Source organism: Rhizobium sp. BK176, assembly GCF_024808055.1.
Window position 1 is genome coordinate 218265 of the sequence record NZ_JANUBV010000006.1, and the last position, 19463, is coordinate 237727.

Here is a 19463-nt window from a genome sequence, read left to right on the forward strand (position 1 = left end):
CGAGCCCAGCTCGGCTCGACCAATGAGAGCCCTCGCGCCCAAAGGCGCGAGGCTGTCTGGGGATTAAGCCGACTTTGACACAGTTCGACGCTTCTTGGCCGGGGCGGCCGCCGGCGGCGCTTCGGCCTCCTGCTGCAGGCGCAAGGCCTTCAGTCGCTCCGTTTTCTTTTCGCGCGCCGCAGCTTCGGCCGTGATGATCGCTTTCGCGGTCGTATCGGTGGCAGCTGCCTTGTCGCGCGGAGAGAGCTTGGCCGGATTGAAGAGTTCGTCTTTTGAAGTCATCTGCTTCCTCTGTCTAGACCTGCCAGACGGCAGGTCAGCGGGCCGGGCGCACTGCCTTCTTCGGAGCCGGAAGAAGACCTTCACGCTGAAGCTTCTTGCGCGCCAGCTTGCGCTGACGGCGAACGGCTTCGGCCTTCTCACGAACACGCTTCTCGGAGGGCTTTTCGTAAGCGCTGCGCGCCTTGAACTCGCGGAAGAGACCTTCGCGCTGCATTTTCTTCTTCAGGACACGGAGCGCCTGGTCGACATTGTTGTCTCGAACGAGAACCTGCAAATTCTTTCCTTTCGTGCGGCAAACTCATTTGCCGATTGGTCAGAGTGGAGACTACTTCCTCACCCTGAGGCTTGACGTTTTCAGCCAGGATCCGCCCTGGATATCCGCAATGGCGTCGTCTCTCGGCGTAGGGGATGCCGACTGACTCATGTCGATATCGCTCTCAAGGATCCGCCGATCAAAGTTTTCGCCTTCAAAGCGAACACGATATTGTGCGCGACTGCCGTCAGACGGAAGAATCGCCGCGATCCTGCAGGTCCTGCTCGCCTGTTCGGTACGGACGAAACCGCCCTTTAGAACGATGCTGTCGCCGATAGCATATCTTGGCATAGGTGCCATTTGGTTTTCACCGAACTGTCTTGATCATCAAAAGCATAAAAGGCCGGGTTTGATCCCGACCTTCGCCATCAGGCTCTCGGCTGCCAGTACATCCGTGGTCAGCCAGGCCGAATGAGAATTAAGCTGAGCGCAGGTTGTCGGCAGAATTCTTGCCGGACTTCTTGTCGCGAACGAGATCATAGGTGATCTTTTGGCCGTCGGACAGGTTTCCTAGACCAGCACGTTCAACCGCGGAGATATGAACGAAAACGTCCGTGCTCCCATCGTCCGGCTGAATGAAGCCGAAACCCTTGGTGCTGTTGAACCACTTAACGGTACCTGAATTCATAACGATCTCCTTTCAATAGTCGTTACTGCCCATGCGTTTATTCACAAGGCTAAGATCGATTTTGAGAGGAAATCTGACGGAGCTTCGCGCTCTTTGACAAAGGTCACAACCAACAGTCGATGGCTTACATATAAGGCAAACTACGGAATAAACAAGGCAAGGAACCGGGCTTTTGATCCCGACACGTGCACAAGGCCGCGGTGCAGCCCCCATTGGCGACGCCCCAGCCATGCTGATGTCGCCGTCTTCCACACTCAAAAAAAACTGGTTTTGCGGCGCCGCGGGCGGTTTTTTGCGGCAAGACTTGTGAGACCATATGGACTTCCCCCCGCCATTCTGCTATCCGCATCCTCAATCGCAAGGCTCCGGCCGCGCGAACCGTATATTTTTTTGCCTCTGGCGTCTTGCCGTCGCCGGCATCAACCAAACCAAAGGAACGTGATTCTCGTGCAGGTACTTGTCCGCGATAACAATGTCGACCAGGCTCTCCGCGCTCTCAAGAAAAAGATGCAGCGCGAAGGTATTTTCCGCGAAATGAAGATGCGCGACTACTACGAAAAGCCGTCGCAGAAGCGCGCTCGCGAAAAGGCCGAAGCCGTTCGTCGTGTTCGCAAGCTGGCTCGCAAGCGGGCACAGCGCGAAGGTCTCGTCGCACGCTAAGCGTAGCTGTCGTTATTTCGACGTTTTCAGATGCATGTTGGCGGGGGCGATCTGTTCGCCACCGCTTTTTTATTTGCTGCTGAAGCTTGCCCGTCCCTTGAAACGGACCGGCTGCACTGGGGGAAAACGAGCCCGCATGGCTGACATCACCAAGACCCGCTCTCTGCGTTCGCCGAAAATCGCTGTTCTGCCGGTTTTCGCAATCGTCACCGCGCTAGGCCTTGCTGGCTGCACGACAAGCAACACCACCGATGCCGTGATCCGCATCGACAAGGCACAGGGTTCGCAGGAAAACATCGCCTCGCTGACCTCTGTCATCAACGCCAATCCTAAAGATCCGGAAGGCTACAACGTCCGCGGTTCGGCCTACGGCCGTGGCGGCGATTTCCGCGCCGCACTGAACGACTTCAATACGGCGCTGCAGCTGAACCCGCGCTTCTACCAGGCCTACGCCAACCGCGCCTTGGTCTACCGCAACATGGGCCAGCAGCAGCAGGCGATCCAGGATTACAATTCCGCGCTGCAGATCAACCCGAACTACGACGTCGCCCTAATCGGCCGCGGCAATGTCTACCGCTCCGCCGGTCAGGACGATGCCGCCTTCAACGATTTCAACAAGGCGATTCAGAACGGCACGACCGACGGCCGCGCCTATCACAATCGTGGCCTGATCTATCAGAAGCGCAATCAGCAGGACAAGGCGATCGACGACTTCTCGAAGGCGATCTCGCTCTCGCCGAACGCGCCGGAGCCCTATAACGGTCGCGGCATTTCCTACATCGCCCTGAACGACGACGACAACGCGTTTGCCGACTTCAACCATGCGATCGAACTCAACGGCAACATTGCCGAATCCTGGGCCAACCAGGCGCTGGTCTACGAGCGCCGCGGCGAGAAGGACAAGGCGGCTCGCTCCTACCGCCACGCGATCGGCCTCGATCCGAAGTACCAGCCGGCCAAGGACGGTCTTGCCCGCGTGGGCGCTGCGACGACCGGTTAAGACATAAAAAGCACGGAGACGACGATGGCAGCGAAACAGCATGTGGTCGTCGTCGGATCCGGCATTGTCGGGGCCTCCATTGCCTGGCACCTGACGCGTAGCGGCGCGGCCGTTACCATGGTGGCGGAAGACATTGGCGGTGTCGCCACACCCAATTCCTTTGCCTGGATCAATGCAAGCTGGGGAAACCCGGAGTTCTATTTTCATTTTCGCCGCCGCGCGATGGCCGAGTGGAAGCGCTTGGCCCGTGACCTGCCTGGACTGCCGTTATCCTGGTGCGGCGGCATCAGCTGGGATCTGCCGGGCGATCAACTCGAGGCCTTTGCCGTCGAACACTCATCGTGGGGTTACGGCATCGAGCGGTTGGACGGCGCGGCAGTTGCAGCACGCGAGCCCTACCTGACACAGGTTCCCGATCTCGCGCTTTCGGTCGCGGAAGAAGGCGCGGTCGAGCCCGTTGCGGCCGCTCGGTTGCTCATCGCCGATGCGGAGGCCAGGGGCGCCAGGTTTGTCAGCGCCGCGGTCGACGGTCTTGTGCGCAGCGGTGAGCGGATTGTGGGCGTGGTCTCCTCAGCAGGCATGATCGACGCCGACCACGTCGTGCTGGCGGCGGGTGCCGGCAGCGTACCGCTTGCCGCCTCCGTCGGCGTTACACTGCCCTTGGAAGCGCCACCCGGGCTGATCGTTCACTCACGTCCATTCGAAACACGGTTGATCGGCTTGGTCATGGCGCCCGACCTGCACATGCGTCAGACTGCCGACGGCCGTATCATCGCCGGCTCCGATTTTGGCGGCACCGATCCCGGCGCCGACCAGTACGCGACTGCCGCTACGGTCTTTGCGAGGCTCAAGGAACGCCTGAAAGGGAGCGAACGGCTGAGCATGGACTTCTTCACCGTCGGCTACCGTCCAACACCCAAGGACGGCTTCCCCATTATCGGCAATTGCGGGCCGGACGGCCTCTATCTTGCCGTAATGCACTCGGGCGTGACACTGGCGCCGCTCGTCGGCGTACTCGCGTCTAACGAGATTCTTTCTGGCCAAGCGGATCCATCCCTCGGGTCGTTCCGTCTCAAAAGATTTGGCTGAGAGGCAGTCGAACAAAGATTTGCGAATTGCCGGACGACATGTTTTAGTATGTTGCAAGCAGCAGCACCTGTCCCTAACATGCAGCGACTTCGATAGCAGGCTATCAGGAAGACCCGGGGGCGCGTTGAAGGCAATTGCGGTGGTCCAGTTTTTTGCTTTCATGCCTGTAAGCGGTGCGCACACCGATGTTTCCGGCCGCGTGCTTCAGCGAAGCGTAGGCTCATGAAGGGCCGCTTCCGCTTCTTTCCCAAAGCATCGATCGGGACCTACCTGATCGCGATGGCCGTTGCGACGGCGTTGCCAATTTTCGCCCTCGTTGCTCTTCTGCTGGCACAGTTGGAAGACAACCAACGGTCGATTTTGAAGCGTGAGACAGCCCAGGATGCCACCGCGCTTGCCCGCTCCATTGATCGCCAGCTTCAGGACATGGCTACAACTTTAAGATTGCTTTCCAACTCTCCGGAATTGGAGAGCAATGACTTTGCGTCGTTCCATGCGCGAACCGAAACGTCTCTGCGGGCTGATAACCTCTACGTCCTCGCCGTCGACGAGAACGGGCAGCAGCTCTTGAACACGCGCAGAGACTATGGCGAGGCGCTCGGCAAGGCTGGCAATCTCCCCTCCATCGAAGCAGCTATCAAATCGGGGCGAATCGAAGCGTCCGACGTGTTCATGGGGCGAACGAGCGGCGAATTCGTCTACAACGTCACGATGCCGATGCAGGCTGGCAGGGTCCGGGCGTTGATCATCACGCAGAATGCCAGGGACCTGGCAAAACTTGTGACCACCGAGGGCCTACCGAACGATTGGTCTGCCGCTGTGATCGACCAGAGCGGCCACGTTGTTGCCTCCGCCGGCGCCACCAGTATCGGCTTCGGCCAACCCTTCAATCCAAGCATCCTTCCGTCACTGATCAATTCCAGCGGCGTCTACGAGAACAAGCAGGTCCTGCCGAGGGCAATGCTCGGCTACGCGCAGATCCCGGGCTGGTCCTGGAAGGCGGTGATATGGGGACCAGTCGCCACGGCGCAGGCGTCGATACTGACAACGTGGCGCTTTCTGGTTATCGGCGGCCTGGCGCTGATGTTGGTCGCCATTCTGGCCGCCTATGTGGTGGCGCGCCAGGTCCGCACGACGATACGATCGATCGCCGACATGGCCAATCGCATGGGCGAAGGCCACATCGTGGCGCCGATCGAAACCAGCGTCATCGAGGCCAACCAGGTCGCGATCGCGCTCTCCAATGCCTCTTTTGACCGGAGTCAGACCGAGGATCGGCTGCACTTCGTGATGAACGAACTCGTGCACCGCACCAAGAACCTCCTGACCCTGGTTCAGGCGATGATGCGGCAGGTCGCCAAGCGCGCCGACAGCGTCGAGGCATACCAGGCGGCTGTTGCTGATCGCCTCGAAGGCCTGTCCCGCTCGATCGATCTTCTGACCAGCGAGCAATGGGCGGGCGCATCGCTGCGCCGGGTGATCGACATTCACTTCAAGAGCTTTCCGCAGGCGAGCGAGCAGGCCGAGATTTCGGGCAAGGACTTCACCCTGAAGCCGGACGTCGTGCAGAACCTCGGCCTCGTGTTGCATGAACTGGCGACCAATTCGGTAAAGTACGGGGCTCTCTCTGTCCCCCATGGCCGTGTTCGGCTGAGCTGGCGGGATGCCCAGGATGAAACGCGCAAGGAGCCCCTCATTATCTTTACGTGGGAAGAACGAGACGGCCCGCACACCCGCACGCCTGAGGGCTCGGGTTTCGGTACGACGATCATCAAGAACCACGCCGCTGCAGCCTTTTCCGGTACCGTCGAGATCGAGTTCCGGCCCGAGGGCTTCTACTGGACGTTGACGGCACCGCGCCGCTCCTTCGAGCGCGCCTAGCGCGGAACAAACCTCGCAAACGCTCGTTTCCGACAGGCTACTCGAAAGGAGAAGACCATGTTCAGGGAAACGATGATTGCCGCGGCGGCGGCCGCAGTAGCCGCCATCGCCAACCCGGCAAGTGCTGCTAACTATATGACGCTTGGCCAGCTCGTCTGCGGATCGCAGGGTGGCCAGGGAATGATCGTCACGTCTCAGAAAAACCTCCTCTGCACCTACACACCGGCAGAGGGCGGACCGAAGGTCGTCTATGCCGGTACGATCCAGAAATTCGGGCTGGATGTCGGCCAGACGGGCAAAACCGTCATGATCTGGCAGGTGCTCGCCAAGACCGGAACCAATATTCCCGATTTCGCGCTGGCCGGTGAGTATTACGGCGTAGGCGCCGATGCGAGTTTCGGCGCCGGTGCTGGTGCCAAGGTCATTGCCGGCGGCACCAACCAATCCTTCATGCTGCAGCCGTTGAACGTGCAGGCCCAGGAGGGTCTGAACCTCGCGCTCGGCGTGGAGAAACTGACGCTGGCGCCGGCTGCCACCTGATTTCAGGTGGCGCCGAAAGGAGAGAGGTCGACCGACCTCTCTCTTTGCGTGTCAGGCGGAGCGGTGCGTCAGCGCCAGAGCGCCGCCGAACAGCATCATCATGGAACCGCTGATCCGATTGACCAAGCGAACGGCCCAGGCATTGCGCATGACACCGCGCAGTCGCGAACCGACAAATGCGTAGATGGCGATCGCCACGACCTCCAGAACCAGGAAGATTGCCCCAAGCATGAAGAAACTCTGCCAGTAGGCACTGGGTTCGACGAACTGCGGCAGAAACGCCGTAAAAATCAGGATCGCTTTGGGATTGCTCGACGCGACGAGAAATTCCTGCCGCAGATAGGCCCTGAACGTTGAAGGGTGTTGGGCAGCCGCCAGTTCCGACACATCCACCTTCGCGCGGAACAGCTTGAAACCAATCCAGAGCAGATAAGCGACACCCAGCCACTTCACGATCGAGAAGGCCACTCCTGATGCCATCAAGAGGGCGCCGAGACCGAAGGCTGTGATCGCAATCATGATGGCGAAGGCGACGATGCGGCCGGCGGAGGCCGCAATCGCCATGCCCATTCCCGCCCGTGCGCCGATCGTCACCGAGAGGAGGTTGTTTGGACCAAACGCCATATTCAGCGCAAAACAGGCGGGAACGTAGAGAAGCAGCGTTTCGAGGGACATGGCATCACCGTGCAAAACAAAGGGCGCAGGCCAAGCCTGCGCCCTTATATTTTAACCGAGATCAAGCCGGCTGGCGACGGCTCAGTGGCCGATCGCCTTGTTGACTTCCTCGGTCACCTTCTTGGCATCGCCGAGCAGCATCATCGTGCCATCTTTGTAAAACAGCGTGTTGTCGATACCGGCGTAACCGGAGCCGAGCGAGCGCTTGACGAATAGGCAGGTCTTGGCCTTGTCGACATCGAGGATCGGCATGCCGTAGATCGGCGAGGTCTTGTCGTCGCGCGCCGCCGGATTGGTCACGTCATTGGCGCCGATGACATAGGCGACGTCCGCCTGCGCGAATTCCGAGTTGATGTCTTCCAGCTCGAAGACCTCGTCATAAGGCACGTTGGCTTCGGCCAGCAGCACGTTCATGTGGCCGGGCATGCGGCCGGCGACCGGGTGGATCGCGTACTTCACCTCGACGCCGTTCTTCTTCAGATTGTCGGCCATTTCACGAAGCGCATGCTGCGCCTGCGCCACCGCCATGCCGTAGCCCGGCACGATGATGACCTTGGAGGCGTTCGCCATCAGATAGGCGGCGTCCTCCGCCGAACCGAGCTTGACGGTCTTGTCGGAATTATCCGTGCCACCCGAGACGGTTTCGCCGCCGAAGCCGCCGAGAATGACCGAAATGAACGAGCGGTTCATGCCCTTGCACATGATGTAGGACAGGATCGCACCCGACGAGCCGACCAGCGCGCCGGTTATGATCAGTGCCAGGTTGCCGAGCGTGAAACCGATGCCGGCTGCTGCCCAACCGGAATAGGAGTTCAGCATCGACACGACGACCGGCATGTCGGCGCCGCCGATCGGTACGATCAGCAGAACGCCGAGCGCCAGCGACAGAACGACGACCGCCCAGAAATCGAAATGGCTTTCCGTTGCGGCGAGACCGACGATGAAGAGCACGATCAGTGCCAACAGCGCGATGTTGATGACGTGCCGGAAGGGCAGCATGATCGGCTTGCCGGACATGCGCCCATCGAGCTTCAGGAAGGCGATGATCGAGCCGGTGAACGTCAGCGCACCGATAGCGACGCCAAGCGCCATCTCGATCCGCGCCTCGGTGTGGATTTCGCCGATGTTGCCGATGCCGAAGGATGATGGCGTATAGAGCGCCGAGGCCGCGACAAGCACGGCGGCAAGACCGACCAGCGAGTGGAACCCGGCAACCAGCTGCGGCATCGAGGTCATCGGAATGACCCGGGCGATATAGGCGCCGGCACCGCCGCCGATGGCGAGACCAAGGACGATCAGCACGAAACCGCCGAAGGATGGTGTCGCCAGCGTCAACGTGGTGAGGATGGCGATCGCCATGCCGGCCATGCCGTAGAGATTGCCCTTGCGGCTGCTGGCCGGATGGGAAAGCCCGCGCAATGCCAGGATGAAGAGAACGCCGGAAACAAGATAAAGGAAGGCTGCGATACTGCTCATGCGGTCCTCACTTGTCCTTCTTCTTGTACATCGCCAGCATGCGCTGGGTGACAAGGAAGCCGCCGAAGATGTTCACCGAAACGAGAACGAGCGCGACGAAGCCGAAGCCGGTTGCAAGCCCGCTCGTCGAAATGCCGACCGCCAGGAGCGCACCGACAACGATGACCGAGGAGATCGCGTTGGTGACCGCCATCAGCGGCGTGTGCAGCGCCGGCGTCACCGACCAGACGACGTAATAGCCGACGAAGATCGCCAGCACGAAGATCGCGAACTGGAACACGAAGGGGTCGATCGCGCCGCCTGTGGCGGCACTTGCGGCCTCCGGTGCGTGGGCAGCAGCCGACGTCACGGCATTCACGGCCTGGTTCAATTGCTCCAGCGCCTTGTCCATTGCCTCACTGGCCATCAGTTATCCCCCTTTTTCGCGCCGCCGAATGCCGGGTGCACGACACTGCCGGCATGCGTCAGCATCGTCGCCTTGATCAGTTCGTCCTCGAGATTGAGGGCGACCGCCTTCGTTTCCTTGTTGACCATGGTCTCGAGGAAGGTGACGAGGTTCTTGGCGTAGAGAGCCGAAGCGCTGGCCGCGATCCGACCGGCCAGGTTTGCGTAACCGATGACGCGCACGCCATCGACGTCGGCGACCTTGCCCGGCTTAACGCCTTCGATGTTGCCGCCGCGTTCGACGGCGAGATCGACGGCAACCGCGCCCGGCTTCATCGATTTCAGCATGTCACGCGAGACCAGCTTCGGTGCCGGACGCCCCGGGATCAGGGCAGTGGTGATGACGATGTCCTGCTTGGCGATATGATCGGCGACAAGGGCCGCCTGCTTCGCCTGGTATTCCTTGGACATTTCCTTGGCGTAGCCGCCCGCGGTTTCGGCCGCCTTGAACTCCTCGTCCTCGACGGCGATGAACTTCGCACCGAGCGAGGCAACCTGCTCCTTCGCCGCCGGACGAACGTCGGTCGCCGATACCGCAGCACCTAGACGACGCGCCGTGGCAATCGCCTGCAGGCCGGCAACGCCGGCGCCCATGACGAAGACCTTGGCCGCCGGAACGGTGCCGGCCGCCGTCATCATCATCGGCATGGCGCGGTCGTAGACCGCCGCCGCTTCGATGACCGCCTGATAACCTGCGAGGTTTGCCTGTGAGGAAAGAACGTCCATCGATTGCGCGCGGGTAATGCGCGGCATCAGCTCCATGGCGAAGCTGGAGAGCCCGGCCTTGGCCATGGCTGCGATCGCCTCGTCATTGCCATAGGGGTCCATGACCGCGATCACAATCGCGCCGCTCTTGTAGCCGCCGATCTCGTCGTCGGTCGGACGACGAACCTTCAGCACCACATCGGCGGTTGCTGTCGCACCGACCGAACCCATCCGTGCGCCGACGGCCTCGAACTCCGCATCCGGTATTTTCGACTTGGCCCCGGCTCCCGCCTCGACCACGACGTCAAGGCCAAGACCAATCATCTTCTTTACGGTTTCGACGGACGCAGCAACGCGCGTCTCGTCCCCCGTGGTTTCCTTCGCCACAAAAACAATATTGCCCAACCGCCCCCTCCTCCGGGTCAGCCAGTCTGCCGCAGGCTTCGCCTGCCCAGCCCGAGCATTCAGTCAAAGCTTTGGAAAAAGCGCCCCTCCCCGCGCCGCGCCTAGCGCAGCAGAACGAGGCCAGCGATGAAGACGATCAGCAGGACAACGAGGCCGCCGAGGAAGCCAGCACCGGTGAAGAAGCCAGCCGTCATGCCAAGCAGAAGAGCAACAAGAAACAGCGTGCCGTACTTCGTCGCGGCAAGGAACATGTTGTAAGTCTGCTCATGCTCCTTGTAGTCCATCGGCGCGCCGACTTCGGCAGGTCCCGTGTGATGCTCGGCCATGAATATCGTCTCCCTCAAACTTCCCGGTCGGCACGCAAGCAGCACGACCGTTTGACTGCCATGATTCCCTCGATCCCACGAGGAAATGTCCCTGCAGAGGGATTACACAAAGCGTCGATAAAGCGCAATGCATGAGAATGCCGCAGGCGGGCGACATTCTCAGCCAAATTCAAGCGGATGGGATCACAGGGGAAGATCAGTCCCAAGATCGCCCTCAGCCATGAAACGCGCCGTCGGTATGATGGTCAGCGGCGGCAGCGTGTGATTGGGCGTACGCGAGAACATCATCCGCTGTTCGCTGGCGCTCGAAATGAAGAACGGATAGCGCGTCAGCAGCTTACGGCCGACCTCGATGACGTTGGTCGCCATCAGCGTCAGGTCGAAACCATAGGTCTCGGTCATCCGGCTTGCGACGACGGTGTCGGCGTAGAAGACGCGCTTGTAGAAGGCCGCGTGCGCCGGGCGCACATGCTGCATTACACGGTCCGCGCGAAAATGCGCGGCAGCGACGATGTTCGGACGCAGCGTCAGATAAGGGATCCACGGCATTTCGGTGCTGAGTTCGGGGTCGGCAGCAAAGCGCGCCGGATCGATCAGGCTCAGCCCCGCGTCCAGAAACGCATCCATTTCCGCCGGAAAGATACCGCCCGATTGTGAGACACGGTGGTCCGGCGTCACGTGATGGATGCGAATCGTGCTGACGAGCTGTTCATAATAGTACAGTCCGAAAACATACGCCTGGCTATCGAAATCGGCTTCGTCGATCATGCCTTTGGCGGCGACCGGAAGCACTTCACGGGCCTTGTAGGCCTTGTAGCGCAGGCGCTCCACCGCTTCCATGTCCTCGCCGCTTTCGACGCGACGGTATTCGACGTGGTCCATTATCTCAAGAAGTTTACTGCTGAAATCACTCGTCTTTAAAGGGCTGTCTGCCATAGTTACCCGGTCCGCCTGTTAACGAAGCATTAATCATATGGAACCGGGCGAAGGGCAAGAATGCTTCGAGGATTTGCGTTATATTTGAATTGTTAAGGTTAACGGCCCGCTCTTGAACCAGAGCGCGGTCGGCCGAAGCGGCCGCTCAGATCATGCAACTTTCGGGCGACGACGTGGGGCCGTGCGGCGACTGAGGCTTTGGGAGAGGATGGCGATGTTCTGCGCCGGAACAGCCGGCGAAAAAACGTAACCCTGCACCAGATCGGTGGCACGATATTTGTTGAGCAAGGCCAGTTGCTCGGTGGTCTCGACACCCTCGGTGACGATCTTGAGGCCGAGCTCGCGCGCCAGGTTGACGGTGCCGCGCAGCAACTTGAGGCGGCGCCCGTCCTCGACGATGTTGCGCAGGAACGAGCGGTCGATCTTGACGATGTCGAGCGGCAGCGTGTCGAGGTAGCTGAGGCTGGAGAAGCCGGTGCCGAAGTCGTCGATCGCAATCGTGATCCCGCGCGCCCTGAGTTCCGCGAGAATCGCGCGCACCGCGGCCGGCTCGTCGATCAGGCAGCTTTCGGTAATTTCGAGATGCAATCGCGCGGGCTCGAGACCCGACGCCTCGAGCGCTTCGGAAACGACGGCAAGAATATCCGCGTCGCGCAGGTCGCGCGCCGACAGGTTGACCGAAACGGCGATATGATCCGGCCAGCTCATGCAGTCGGCGCACGCCTTCATGAGGATGAAGCGCGTAATCTCGGAGATGATGCCCATCTCCTCTGCAAGACGAATGAAGACATCCGGAGGGATCGCACCCTTCTCCGGGTGGACCCAGCGCGCCAGCGCCTCGGCGCATTCGATGCGTGTTCCGTCAGCCCTGAACATTGGCTGGTAGGCAATGCTGAGGCCGTGCTTGCCGATCGCCTCGCGCAGATCCGCCTTGAGCTTCTGCTGCTCGATATAGCGGCCATCCATCTCGCGTTCGAAGCCGGCAATGCCGCCGCGCTGTTTTGACTTGCTCTCGAAGAGCGCGAGATCCGCCTTGATGCTCCACTCCTCCATCGCGAAGGCATCGCTCTCGAGAATCGCAAAGCCGGCGCTCAGCGAAACGAGGAACGTGACGTCATCGGCCTCGTAGTTGCCCTGGATGCTCTCATGGAACCGATGAATCTCGGCGTCGAGCGCAGCCATGTCCTTCGCATGCGGGAAGAACAGGATGAACTGGTCACCCATCAGGCGGCCGACGATCGCCTTGCCCGCCTGCTTGGCGATGCGGGCTGCGATGGCACAGAGCAGGCGGTCGCCCGTGATGTGGCCGCGCATGTCGTTGACATGCTTGAACTCGTCGATATCCAGAACCATGAAGCCGACGGGGCCGCGCTTCTTCGGATGCTTGCCTAGGTAGTCTTGCACGAGATGGCTGAAGTACTCGCGGTTCGGCAGGCCGGTCAGCGCATCGAAGCGAACCATGTGCAGGATCTTCTGCTCGGCCTTCACGCGGCTCGATACGTCTTCGAAAATCAACACGGCGCCGCCGTCGGCACGGCGGCTGGCGGAAAACTCCAGCGACAGATCCTCGGGAAAGTGGATCAGCGTGCGCGACAGCTTGCCTTCGGCGACGTGCGTCATCTGCCGCAGGATAAGCTCCGGCTGCGTGGAATCCATAAAGCTGTAGCGGGCGCCGTAGCGCAGCACAGCACCGAGGTCGCGCTCCTTCAAGCGATCCGGATCGCCGATCTTCAGGAGGTCGCAGGCCTTGCGGTTGATGACCTGAATGCGGTTTTCCGGATCGACCATCACCAGGCCGTGCGGCATGTTGTTGAGCGCCGTGTCGAAGCGATCGGCGATCATCGAGATCTGGCGGCGCGCAATGACGTTCTCATAGAGGAACTCGCGCACACCATTTGCCATTGCCCGCGTCGTCAGGCCGAACGGAATGAGGAAGGCCGACAGGATCGCACGATAGAAGTCGAGCGCCATCAGGCTGCAGATGATCATCGGCAGACAGCAGGCCAGCGTCTGCAGGTCGATCGCCTTTTGCGATCCGTAGTTTCGGCCGACGACGGAGACCATCGACGCCATGGTGACCGCAATGCAGGCCAGTTCGGCAAACGGATCCTGCAGGAAGAAGATCGCGTAACCGCTGCCGATGCCGAGGATCGCAGCGGTCGAGGCAGCGCCGATGACGTAGACCGTTTCCCAATGTTCGATCTGGTCACGCGACAGCGTCAGCTTATCGACCTTGTCGAACATGCGGAAGGTGACCATGCGGCCGGCGAAAACCGCAAGAAAACCGAGCGAAAGAACGACGTAGAATGGAGAGCTGGTTTTCAGGGCAACAGCGAGGAAGGCAACCACATGCACGACGACACCCGCGACGAGTGTCATGCGATTCCCGAAGAGGGAACTGACAAACGACAGATAAACGTCGGTAGGGACCCTGTTCGGGTTATGTGGCTTCATCCATACTTTCCCTGTGCGGCGAAACCTTATCCCCAACCCTTTAAAAATTGATTTCGTGTAATCCATACATTTTGTCGAATTTTCCAAAACCCTGGCGTGATTTTTAGCGATTGCAAGGACTTATGCAGCCATGCGGGGAAGTTTTCGCCGTTTCCCGCCTAGCTTCAGGTTGTTTAGATGCTTCAGCACTAACGCCTAGCGGGTTGCGAAAGGCTTATACGACTATATTCCAACATACCCCCTTTGACCTTTCAATTTAAAAAACCGTGGTCTACACCGGTGGAAAGATAAAAGGCGCATAAAACCGCGCGACATAACAGGGGGAATGGCATGCCGGCTTTGCTGACCGTCAGCCGGCTGATCGATGCGGTCAGCCAATTCATGGGAAAACTGTCCGAATACATGGTGCTGCTTTGCTGTCTGATCAGCGCAGCCAACGCGCTGATCCGCTACTCTTTCAACTACAGCTCCAACGGCTGGCTCGAGATCCAATGGTATCTCTTCGCCTTCATCGTCGTGTTAGGCGCAGCCCATACGCTGCGCATGAACGAACACGTGCGCGTGGACCTTATCTACGGCTCCGTCTCCGACAAGGCCAAGATCTGGATCGATATCATCGGGCTCATTGTCTTCCTGATCCCCGCCTGCATCTTCCTGACCTGGCTCTGCTGGCCCTTCTTCCTGGCCTCTTACCTGCAGCATGAGATCTCTGCCAATGCCGGCGGCCTGATCCGCTGGCCGGTCAAGCTCGTTCTGTTCCTCGGCTTCGGGCTGCTGACCCTTCAGGGCATCTCGGAGTTGATCAAGCGGATCGCGGCCCTCACCGGCTACATGCAGATCGACACAACATACGAAAAGCCGCTGCAGTAAGCCGGACCGGGAGGAACACCATTGTTTGATTTCGGCATCATTCCGCCGGCCATGTTCGTGGGCATGGTCCTTTTCATGCTCTACGGCTTTCCGGTCGCCTTTTCGCTGGCTGCCGTCGGCCTGTTTTTCGGCATTATCGGCATCGCCACTGGACATTTCAGCGAAGCCTTCCTGCAGGCGCTGCCGCTGCGCTTTTTCGGCATCGTCTCCAACGATCTGCTACTCGCCATCCCCTTCTTCACCTTCATGGGCGCCATCCTGGAACGCTGTGGCCTCGCCGAGGACCTGCTCGAGGGAACTGGCAAACTGTTCGGCCGCATTCCGGGCGGCTTGGCCTACGCGGTAATCCTGGTCGGCGCCGTGCTTGGCGCCATCACCGGCACGGTGGCCGCCTCCGTCATCACCATGGGCGTCATCTCGCTGCCGATCATGCTGCGCTACGGCTACAGCCCAAGGCTCGCGACCGGCGTCATCGCCGCCTCCGGCACCATCACTCAAGTCATCCCGCCGTCGCTCGTGCTGGTCGTCCTTGCCGACCAGCTCGGCAAGTCGGTCGGCGACATGTATCTCGGCGCCATCGGTCCATCGATCCTGCAGGTCGCGATCTTCATGGGCTATATTCTGGTCCTGTCGATCCTGAAGCCGGCCTCCATGCCGCCGCTGCCGAAGGAAGTGCGCGGCGACTTCAACTGGTCCCTGCTCCTGAGGGTACTCTCGGGCATGGTGCCGTCGATCGTTCTGATCTTCCTCGTTCTCGGCACGATCTTCATGGGCCTCGCGACGCCGACGGAAGCGGGCGCGCTCGGCGTCGTCGGCGCCATGGTGCTTGCCGCGATGCATCGCCGCCTCACCTGGCCGCTGATGCAGGAAGCTATGCGGTCGACAATGCACATCACTTCGATGGTGGTGATGATCCTGATCGGATCAACCGTCTTCAGCCTCGTTTTCCAGGGCATGGATGGCTCGCGCTGGATCGAGCACATGCTGTCGGGCATCCCAGGCGGCCCGGTCGGCTTCCTGATCTTCGTCAACATCTTCATCTTTGTGCTGGCCTTCTTCCTCGATTTCTTCGAGATCGCCTTCATCGTCATCCCGATGCTGGCGCCGGTGGCCTCGGCTCTCGGCATCGACCTGATCTGGTTCGGTGTGCTGATCTGCGTCAACATGCAGACGAGCTTCATGCACCCGCCCTTCGGCTTCGCGCTGTTCTACCTGCGGTCCATTGCCGATCGGAACGTCAAGACCTCAGACATCTACATGGGCGCCCTACCCTGGGTCTGCATGCAGCTAATCCTCGTCGCAATCGTGATCTTCTGGCCGCAGTCGGTTACCTACTGGCTGGACAAGGGGCCGAAGGTCGATCCGAACTCGATCAAGATCGAGGTGCCGGGCTTCGGCGGCAACGGCCTGGGGCTGCCGCCGCTTGGAGCACCGGGCGGCTCGCCACAACTGCCTGGCCTGACCTTGCCGCCGATGAACGGCTTGCCCGGCCAACCGCCAGCAGCGGCACCCGCACCGCCGCCGGCAACGGACCTCAGCCAGCCGCCGAAGATCAACTGACAACAAAAAGCCCCGGATCGAAATCCGGGGCTTTTCCTTGTCCGAACTCAGCTGCCGGTCAGATCTTGCCGGCGCGCTGCTGGATCATCATGAACGTGTCGAAGGTGTACTCCGACAGCTGCGCCCAGAGATAGGCATCGCGCTTGAACGCGGTCTGGTCCTCGTAGATCTTCTTGAAATACGGGTTCGACGCCGAAATCTCCGCATAGATGCCGAGGGCCGCCTGGAAGCAGGCTTCCATGATTTCCTGACTGAAGGGACGCAGCGTGGCGCCTTCCGATACCAGCTGCTTCAGCGCCGGCGGGTTCTTCATGTCGTACTTTGCCATCATGTTGGTGTTGGCAAAGGCGCAGGCATCGGTGAGCGCCGCCTGGTAGTGCTTCGGCAGGCTGTTCCACTTCTCCAGATTGAAGAAGGCATGGACGGTCGGTCCACCTTCCCACCAGCCCGGATAGTAATAGTACTTCGCAACCTTGTGCAGGCCGAGCTTCAGGTCGTCATAGGGACCGACGAATTCGGAGGCATCGATCGTGCCCTTTTCGAGCGCCGGATAGATGTCGCCGCCGGCGATCTGCTGCGGAATGACGCCGACCTTGCTGATGACCTGGCCGGCCAGACCGGCGATACGCATCTTGACGCCCTTTAGGTCGTCGAGCGTATTGATTTCCTTGCGGAACCAGCCGCCCATCTGGGCGCCCGTGTTGCCCGCCGGCAGGCCGTAGATGCCCTGCGTGGCGAAGAACTCGTTCATCAGCTTGTTGCCGTTGCCTTCGTAGAACCAGGCATTGGTCAGGCGACCGTTGAGACCGAACGGGATCGCCGTTCCGATCGCATAGGTTGGATCCTTGCCGACGAAGTAATACGAGCAGGTGTGGGCTGCCTCGACGGTGCCTGCGCTGACGGCGTCAGCGGCCTGCAGGCCCGGAATGATTTCACCAGCCGCGAACGGCTGAATGGTGAAATTGCCGTCGGTCGCCGCGGCTAGGTGCTTGGAGATATCGTCGGCCGCGCCATAGATCGTATCCAGGCTCTTCGGGAACGACGACGTCATGCGCCACGAAATCTTGGGGTTCTCTTGTGCAATCGCAGGCGCTGCCAGCGTGCCTGCAGCAGCAACCGCACCGACGCCGGCGGTTCCTGCCTTCTTCATGAATGAACGACGATCCATCAAAAACCTCCCGTATAGATGGTACTGCGAGGTGAACCCTCATCTTTGCCCGCAGCGATAGGGGAACTAAGCACGGTGGCGACCGTGTTTCAAGCACTCTCCCATTAGTCTTTGGCATCACGACGGCAATATAGCGGCGAGAAGCATTTCCATCAAAATCAGCGAGTTAGGCGGGCTTCGCCGAAGCCAGCTGCCGACAATGCCGTAATTCTGCCTGCGATTGCGCCGAGACGTTGACTTCTAAGCCGTTCTCGGCTCTCACAATAGCAACCGCATCTTCTGACCGGGGTCAAAATGACGAAGCCGATCGTCGCCGTTCCTGCCGATATCCGCACCTTCGACGGCGCCACATGGCACGCCGTCCAGCATCAATATGTGCGCGCGGCGCTCAATGCCGCCGGCGTCATGGCCTTCATCATTCCGGCCTTCGAGGAAGGCTACGGAACGGACGCGATTCTGGACCGGGTCGACGGCCTCCTTGTCTCCGGTTCGGCCAGCAACGTTCACCCGTCTTACTACGGCGCAACCGCGACCGATGCCGACGGCCCCTTCGATATCGCGCGCGATGCCACCACCCTGCCCCTGATCCGCCGTGCCATCGACCGCGCCATTCCGCTGCTCGCAATCTGCCGCGGCATTCAGGAACTCAACGTCGCCTTGGGCGGCACGCTTGCCAGCGAAATCCAGGACCAGCCGGGCATATGGGATCACCGCACGCCGGCCGAGGTTGACCGTGACGGCAAGTACGCGATCCGCCAGAGCGTCTTCGTCAAGGAAGGGTCCTGCATCGCGGGCATCGTCGGTCCGGGCGAAATCAGGGTGAATTCGTTGCATCGCCAGGCCATCGCTAAGACGGCCCCGCGCCTGCAGGCGGAGGCAGTGGCCGAAGACGGGACGATCGAAGCGGTCTCCGTGATCGATGCGCCGGCTTTTGCGGTCGGTGTTCAATGGCATCCGGAATACTGGGCCGAGACTGACAAGCCATCGAACCAGATCTTCACGGCCTTCGGCGACGCCGTCAGGGACTACGCGGCAAGCAAGCTACTGAGGGAAAGACACCTGCCCGCCTGACCGCCAGCCAATCGGTCGCTCTAGCGCCGCATCGCCCATCGCAATCCTACAGTCACGGCCAGGCCCAGAAGCGGCCATATGGCCCAGAATACGCCGTGCCATGACAACAGATTGATCATGACAATGCCGATGCCGACAATCGCGAATCCGGCTATGCGCCGGTCAAAACGGTTCTGGCTGCGGACCCACCCCATGGCGACCACAAAGGCAAGGGCAAGGAGCGGCCACGCCGCCCAGAACACGCCCTGCCATGACAGCAGGTTGATTACCAACAGAGCGATGGCGACCACCGCGAACACGCCGCCCATCTTCCGCACCCTGGGGTCAGACAAGCGGATCGGCTCGGACGCGACTGCTGGCGACGGACCGGCCGCCGGAGCTGGTCCGGCAGATGGTTCTACTCCGATCCGAACGGAATAGCTTGGCACCGCCTCGCTGACGTTCTTTACCGTCAGCGCTCCTAGAAAATCGAAGCCGACGGCGACCTTGTTTCGAACCTGATCATAGACGGTATTGGAAATCACGATGCCGCCGGCCGGTGCGGAAGCCTGAAGCCTGGCGGCGATATTGACGCCGTCGCCGTAGATATCGTCGCCCTCGGCGAGGACATCGCCGAGATTAATGCCGATCCTGTAGAGCATCCGCCCGTCCGCCGGCCGAGCTGCGTTCATGCCGACGAGTTCGTTTTGGACGTCGATTGCGGCGCGTACGGCCTCCACGACGCTCGGGAATTCGGCAATCAGCCCGTCGCCCCAGGTATTGATCACCCGGCCGCCATGCGCGCCGATCAGTCGCGACATCGCATCGCGCGACCACTTCAGCATGGCAAGCGTGCCCTCTTCGTCGGCACCCATCAGTCGCGTGTAATCCTGGACATCCGCAGAGAAGATGGTCGTCAGCTTGCGCCGCATTTCGTTCATGATGTCTCGCCTTTACCCAATCAACGCAAGGCCGTCCGAGAAGCGAAATGAATATGCGCG

20 protein-coding genes are annotated in these 19463 nt (G+C 60.5%); 8 read left to right on the forward strand and 12 right to left on the reverse strand.

The window, feature by feature from the left end; translation table 11 throughout:
- Positions 1-63: 63 nt before the first annotated feature.
- The 3 genes from FHT76_RS20105 to FHT76_RS20115 all read right to left on the reverse strand — a co-directional run bounded on the left by FHT76_RS20105 (position 64) and on the right by FHT76_RS20115 (position 1223).
- The gene (locus FHT76_RS20105; protein WP_183862323.1) at positions 64-282 is read right to left on the reverse strand and encodes a hypothetical protein; all 219 of its coding nucleotides are present in this window, start codon (positions 280-282) and stop codon (positions 64-66) included.
- Between the two features lie 34 nt (positions 283-316).
- Entirely contained in the window at positions 317-556 is a 240-nt protein-coding gene (gene rpsU / locus FHT76_RS20110) for a 30S ribosomal protein S21 (protein WP_007527643.1), read from the reverse strand.
- 457 nt (positions 557-1013) lie between these two features.
- A complete protein-coding gene (locus FHT76_RS20115; RefSeq protein ID WP_016557048.1) occupies positions 1014-1223 on the reverse strand; it encodes a cold-shock protein in 210 nt (69 codons plus the stop codon).
- Between the two features lie 447 nt (positions 1224-1670).
- Here FHT76_RS20115 and rpsU (FHT76_RS20120) point away from each other — a divergent pair, with 447 nt between their 5' ends.
- From rpsU (FHT76_RS20120) to FHT76_RS20140, 5 genes are all read left to right on the forward strand, one after another.
- Positions 1671-1883 (forward strand): 30S ribosomal protein S21, encoded by a 213-nt coding sequence (gene rpsU, locus FHT76_RS20120; protein ID WP_003585885.1) that lies wholly within the window; start codon positions 1671-1673, stop codon positions 1881-1883.
- A 136-nt stretch (positions 1884-2019) separates the two neighbouring features.
- The gene (locus tag FHT76_RS20125) at positions 2020-2883 is read left to right on the forward strand and encodes a tetratricopeptide repeat protein (protein ID WP_016557047.1); all 864 of its coding nucleotides are present in this window, start codon (positions 2020-2022) and stop codon (positions 2881-2883) included.
- Positions 2884-2907: 24 nt separating this feature from the next.
- On the forward strand, positions 2908-3972 hold the full coding sequence (locus FHT76_RS20130) for an FAD-binding oxidoreductase (RefSeq protein ID WP_259128738.1): 1065 nt from the start codon (positions 2908-2910) through the stop codon (positions 3970-3972).
- 222 nt (positions 3973-4194) lie between these two features.
- Complete coding sequence (locus tag FHT76_RS20135) at positions 4195-5853, forward strand: sensor histidine kinase (RefSeq protein ID WP_259128730.1); 1659 nt, start codon at positions 4195-4197, stop codon at positions 5851-5853.
- A gap of 57 nt (positions 5854-5910) precedes the next feature.
- The gene (locus FHT76_RS20140; protein WP_183755842.1) at positions 5911-6393 is read left to right on the forward strand and encodes a DUF992 domain-containing protein; all 483 of its coding nucleotides are present in this window, start codon (positions 5911-5913) and stop codon (positions 6391-6393) included.
- A gap of 51 nt (positions 6394-6444) precedes the next feature.
- Here FHT76_RS20140 and FHT76_RS20145 read toward each other — a convergent pair whose 3' ends face one another.
- The 7 genes from FHT76_RS20145 to FHT76_RS20175 form a co-directional block, all read right to left on the reverse strand.
- Positions 6445-7068 (reverse strand): LysE family translocator, encoded by a 624-nt coding sequence (locus FHT76_RS20145; protein ID WP_183862329.1) that lies wholly within the window; start codon positions 7066-7068, stop codon positions 6445-6447.
- A gap of 81 nt (positions 7069-7149) precedes the next feature.
- Positions 7150-8544, reverse strand: a complete 1395-nt coding sequence (locus FHT76_RS20150; protein WP_259128727.1) for an NAD(P)(+) transhydrogenase (Re/Si-specific) subunit beta — start codon at positions 8542-8544, stop codon at positions 7150-7152.
- A 7-nt stretch (positions 8545-8551) separates the two neighbouring features.
- On the reverse strand, positions 8552-8950 hold the full coding sequence (locus FHT76_RS20155; RefSeq protein ID WP_016557041.1) for a proton-translocating transhydrogenase family protein: 399 nt from the start codon (positions 8948-8950) through the stop codon (positions 8552-8554).
- A complete protein-coding gene (locus FHT76_RS20160; RefSeq protein ID WP_183862333.1) occupies positions 8950-10098 on the reverse strand; it encodes a Re/Si-specific NAD(P)(+) transhydrogenase subunit alpha in 1149 nt (382 codons plus the stop codon). Before FHT76_RS20160 ends, FHT76_RS20155 begins: the two co-directional genes overlap by 1 nt.
- Before the next feature lie 101 nt (positions 10099-10199).
- Entirely contained in the window at positions 10200-10424 is a 225-nt protein-coding gene (locus FHT76_RS20165; RefSeq protein WP_114714416.1) for an aa3-type cytochrome c oxidase subunit IV, read from the reverse strand.
- A gap of 183 nt (positions 10425-10607) precedes the next feature.
- The gene (locus FHT76_RS20170) at positions 10608-11360 is read right to left on the reverse strand and encodes an N-acyl amino acid synthase FeeM domain-containing protein (protein ID WP_183862335.1); all 753 of its coding nucleotides are present in this window, start codon (positions 11358-11360) and stop codon (positions 10608-10610) included.
- 150 nt (positions 11361-11510) lie between these two features.
- Positions 11511-13814 (reverse strand): bifunctional diguanylate cyclase/phosphodiesterase, encoded by a 2304-nt coding sequence (locus FHT76_RS20175; RefSeq protein ID WP_183755848.1) that lies wholly within the window; start codon positions 13812-13814, stop codon positions 11511-11513.
- Between the two features lie 330 nt (positions 13815-14144).
- On the opposite strand from FHT76_RS20175, the gene FHT76_RS20180 reads away from it, so the two are divergent.
- Together FHT76_RS20180 and FHT76_RS20185 are read left to right on the forward strand one after the other, a co-directional pair.
- Positions 14145-14684 (forward strand): TRAP transporter small permease subunit, encoded by a 540-nt coding sequence (locus tag FHT76_RS20180; protein ID WP_016557036.1) that lies wholly within the window; start codon positions 14145-14147, stop codon positions 14682-14684.
- Between the two features lie 21 nt (positions 14685-14705).
- Positions 14706-16244, forward strand: a complete 1539-nt coding sequence (locus tag FHT76_RS20185) for a TRAP transporter large permease subunit (RefSeq protein WP_183755849.1) — start codon at positions 14706-14708, stop codon at positions 16242-16244.
- Positions 16245-16302: 58 nt separating this feature from the next.
- Here the strand turns inward: FHT76_RS20185 and FHT76_RS20190 are convergent, their stop codons facing one another.
- Positions 16303-17412 carry a TRAP transporter substrate-binding protein gene (locus FHT76_RS20190; RefSeq protein ID WP_183755850.1) on the reverse strand — a complete coding sequence of 370 codons (1110 nt, stop codon included), beginning with the start codon at positions 17410-17412 and terminating at the stop codon, positions 16303-16305.
- 294 nt (positions 17413-17706) lie between these two features.
- On the opposite strand from FHT76_RS20190, the gene FHT76_RS20195 reads away from it, so the two are divergent.
- Positions 17707-18483 (forward strand): gamma-glutamyl-gamma-aminobutyrate hydrolase family protein, encoded by a 777-nt coding sequence (locus tag FHT76_RS20195; protein WP_183755851.1) that lies wholly within the window; start codon positions 17707-17709, stop codon positions 18481-18483.
- A gap of 20 nt (positions 18484-18503) precedes the next feature.
- Here FHT76_RS20195 and FHT76_RS20200 read toward each other — a convergent pair whose 3' ends face one another.
- Positions 18504-19403, reverse strand: coding sequence for an adenylate/guanylate cyclase domain-containing protein (locus FHT76_RS20200; RefSeq protein ID WP_259128695.1), 900 nt, complete (start codon positions 19401-19403; stop codon positions 18504-18506).
- Between the last annotated feature and the right edge of the window lie 60 nt (positions 19404-19463).